This window comes from Corallococcus sp. AB045, assembly GCF_003668895.1.
Taxonomy (GTDB): Bacteria; Myxococcota; Myxococcia; order Myxococcales; family Myxococcaceae; genus Corallococcus; species Corallococcus coralloides.
In genome coordinates this window covers 1-3,512 of the sequence record NZ_RAWN01000375.1, presented here as the reverse complement: position 1 = coordinate 3,512, position 3,512 = coordinate 1, and the positions used below count along the sequence as shown (strand labels likewise).

The following is a 3,512-nucleotide window of genomic DNA, read 5'->3' as shown; positions in this document are numbered from 1 at the left end:
AGGAAGAAGAGCACGCCCCCTACCCCCACCAGCGACGCGGGATTGGAGCTCAGGGGGCCGGGCCGGAGATCCTTCACGCGCACGGTTCCCGCCGGGGTGCCATCGCTCTTCCAGACTTCGGCGCCCCCCACCCCATCGTCGGCCACGAAGAAGAGCGTCCCGCCCACGTCCACCAGCGCCCGGGGGTTGGAGCCCGCGGCCCCCGGCATGATGTCGCGCACGAGCACGGTCCCCGCCGCGGTGCCGTTGCTCATCCACAGCTCCGGGCCGCTGACGCCATCGTTGGCGACGAAGAAGAGCGTATTGCCCACGGCCGTCAGGGACGCGAGGCCCGAGCTGGTGGCGCCCGGCCAGATGTCACGCACGCGCACGGTCCCGGCGCTGGTACCGTCGCTCTTCCACAACTCCCGGCCACCGACGCCATCGTCGGCTTCCAGGAAGAGCACGTTGCCCACGGACGTGAGCTGTAAGGGCTCGGAGCTGCTGTTGGGATAGATGTTCTTGACCAGGACGATGCCGGAGGTGCCATCGGTCCTGCACAGCTCGTAGTCACTGTTACCGGGGTCGGGGGAGCATGCGAAGAAGACCGAATCCCCCAGGGCCGTCATGGCGGAGGTACCCGAACGGTGGATCCAGCCAAGGGAGACCTTCGACACCAGGCGGCTCCCCGCGCGGGTGCCATCGGTCACCCAGAGATTCGTGAGTTGCGAAGTGGAGAGGAGGAAGAAGAGCTTCCCGTTCGCGGGCGTGAGGCTGATGGGCGCCGCTTGCACGTTGGTGCTGGGATCGCCCGCGATGGAAACGGTCCCGGCGCTGGTACCGTCGCTCCTCCACAGCTCATACCCACCCCACGAAGGCCACGGCAACCCTGCTCCCCGTCGGGCGACGAAGTAGAGGACCCCGTCCATGGCGGCCTGGCGGACCGGCTCGAAGGGCGTGGAGGGAACAACCTCCATCTGCAGCACACTGACGGGCCCCTCCGCGCTGCCGTTGCTCGTCCAGAGCCCGGGGCCCAGGAGGTCGCTCGTCGCGGAGAAGAAGAGGGTGTCATTCACTCCGACCAGGGAATGGATGTCGGAACTCGCATCCCCGGGTCGCAGGTCCTTGATTCGCTGGAGCCTGGCGTTGAAGGGGCCTTCCAGTTTCTGGGAGGAACGCGCCAGCACCGGGGCTGAAGGTCCGGAGGGTGCGGGGACCTCGCTGCATCCGCCCACCACCGCGAGCACCAGCAGCCCCCATGAACACAACTGCCGCCCGCTCAGCATGACCTGTCCCCTGGCGTCGACACGTGAGCCAGGAAAGGCATCTCGTGGTCTGGCGCCAGGACGGTTCATGCCTGGGCTCGCCCGATGAAATCAATCCGGGTCGGGGATGCGTCACCCCTCCCGCCGGCAGACCTCCTCGGATCTCAAGGATTTCAGGCCGAAGCCAGCTCGTTCAGTCCGCGAGGATCCACTTGAGGACCCCAGAGGCATTCACGAAGGCTCCCAAGACAAGAGACGCCCCTCCGAGAGCGTGAATGCAGGGCCAGGCCGTCGCGCGATTCGACGAACCCGATAGCGGGCGGTCCCTCTTTCCCCCATGTGTCGGTCCCCTTCGTGGGCGGCTCGCATGTCGTGCTGTGTACCCTACCTTCATGCGCGTGCGGACATGGCCGTGCCAATCCAGCGCGCCTACTGGGTGGAGTCGAGCAGGTTGAGCATGGAGCCCATGAAGAGATAACCGGCGCCTCCGTGCAGGGGCGGCGGGGCGTTGTTCCGCATCCACCCGATGAGCTGCTCCGGAGTGCCGCCAGGGTTGGCCTCTCGCGCCTGCTGGTAGAGGCCCATGAGGAGATTGAAGCCCGTCACCTCGACGCTGGAGTTCATTCCGGGAGGCACCACCAGGTCCAGGACGCGGCCGACCTCCTCCGGGCTCAGTTCCAATCCCTGGGCAAGGAGCGCCAGGCGGGTCGTGTCCGTGAAGCGCGGGATGATTTCGTTCATCCGCTGATAGTCAATTCCCAGGTTGGACAGCTCTCGCACCTGGGTGCCGTAGTTGAACCCCAGGTTCACTCGCATCTGCGCGTCGGGGATTCCCAGCTGGGTCGCGCGCTCGAGGCAGGCCTTGGCCGCCTCCTCACGATGGATGCCCTTCTCCCAGGCCTTGCCGAGCTCCGTGACGAGGAAGGTGGTGGCGGCCACGCCGATTCCCACGGGGCCGCTGACGAGTCCGAGCACGGAGGCCGTGGAGACGATGCCGCCGAAAGCCTGAGCCCCGGCCTGGACGTAGGTGCCCATGTTCCGGTCCGCCTGACCAAGGAGGTTCAGCACCCGGAGCCCCGCGGTCGCCGCGCCCAGGATGGTGCCGAGCTTGCCCAACAGCATCGGGGCTCCACCGAGGTCCGGCTGGAAGCCAACCCGCGAGACAACGCTCCCCACCCCCTTGAGCGCCATGCTGACGGCCGACGCCGACATGCCGGCGTTCCCCAGCGGTTGGATGAGGAGCTTGAGGGCGGCCGAATCCTGGAGGAGCTCCGGACTCTGGAGCATCGCCATGGACAACGCCGCGGAGACCAGGGCGGTGGCTCCCGGCGTGCCCAGCTTGCCCGCCTCCGCCGCCAGGTTCTTGAGGGCCCCCACGTTTCCGGAGGCCACACTCGACAGGTGGCCCAGCATCACCTGGGGGTCGGCTCCGAGGATGCGCTCCTGGACGCCCTCGGGCATCTGCTGGATGAGCGTCGTCACCTCCGCGATGGCCTTGCCGGAGGACTGGCCGGAGGCCAGGGCACTCGTCAGGGTGGCGTGGATGGCCGGGCCGTAGACGTCCTGCTCCAGATACTGACCCGCGGGGTCGCCGAGCTGTTGCAGCAACTGGTTCTCGGACGCGTTCAGGTAGGCCACCGCCGTCGCCGCACGCGGCGAGTCGGCCACCAGCCGCAGGGCCTGCTGCACGGGCACGGCATGAAGCCCGAGCATGTACGGCGAGATGCCCTGGACGTCCTTGAGATAGGCCTCGATGTTGGCGCCTTCGGCTTCCAGGTGGTCGGCCAGCGCCCCCACGGCGGCATCCCGGGCCGCGTAGGCCTCCGCGTGCTCGGCGCGGAAGGACTGGATGAAGGACTCCCGCTCCTCGGGCGTCAGGAGGGGGCCGAGGATGGCCAGCTCCTCCGCGAGCTTCCGCTCCACTGCATCCAGGCGGGCCTGGGCCGCCTGGGCATTCTTCACGCGCGTCTCCAGCACGGCGTACGCCCCGGCCCCCGTGAGTGCGCGAGCCTCGGAGGCCTGCTGCACGCCGCCCGCCGTTCCATCGAAGAACAGCGGCTTCATCGCGTTGCCGGAGCCACCCGCCCCCGCGGGCGCGGCTTGAAGCCCCGTGGCCGGCGTGCCCCCGTTCTGCGCGGACCACTGGCGCAGCGCGGCCTCGCGACGATTCGAGGGCTCGAAGAGGCTCTGCTGCCGCGCGGGCGTGCGCAACGGCTGCGGGGCGGCGGGCGGCGCCGCCGGTGGGGCCGTGGGCTCCTGGCGGGGAAG

1 protein-coding gene and 1 pseudogene are annotated in these 3,512 nt (G+C 68.8%); both read right to left on the bottom strand.

Translation table 11 applies throughout. From position 1 onward, the window contains the following. Positions 1-1,265, bottom strand: a 1,265-nt coding sequence (locus tag D7Y21_RS40680; RefSeq protein WP_370039929.1) for an ELWxxDGT repeat protein, incomplete at its 3' end; no start/stop codon positions are given. Positions 1,266-1,673: 408 nt separating this feature from the next. Further along, positions 1,674-3,512, bottom strand: a pseudogene (locus D7Y21_RS42115) (hypothetical protein); the annotation flags it as partial.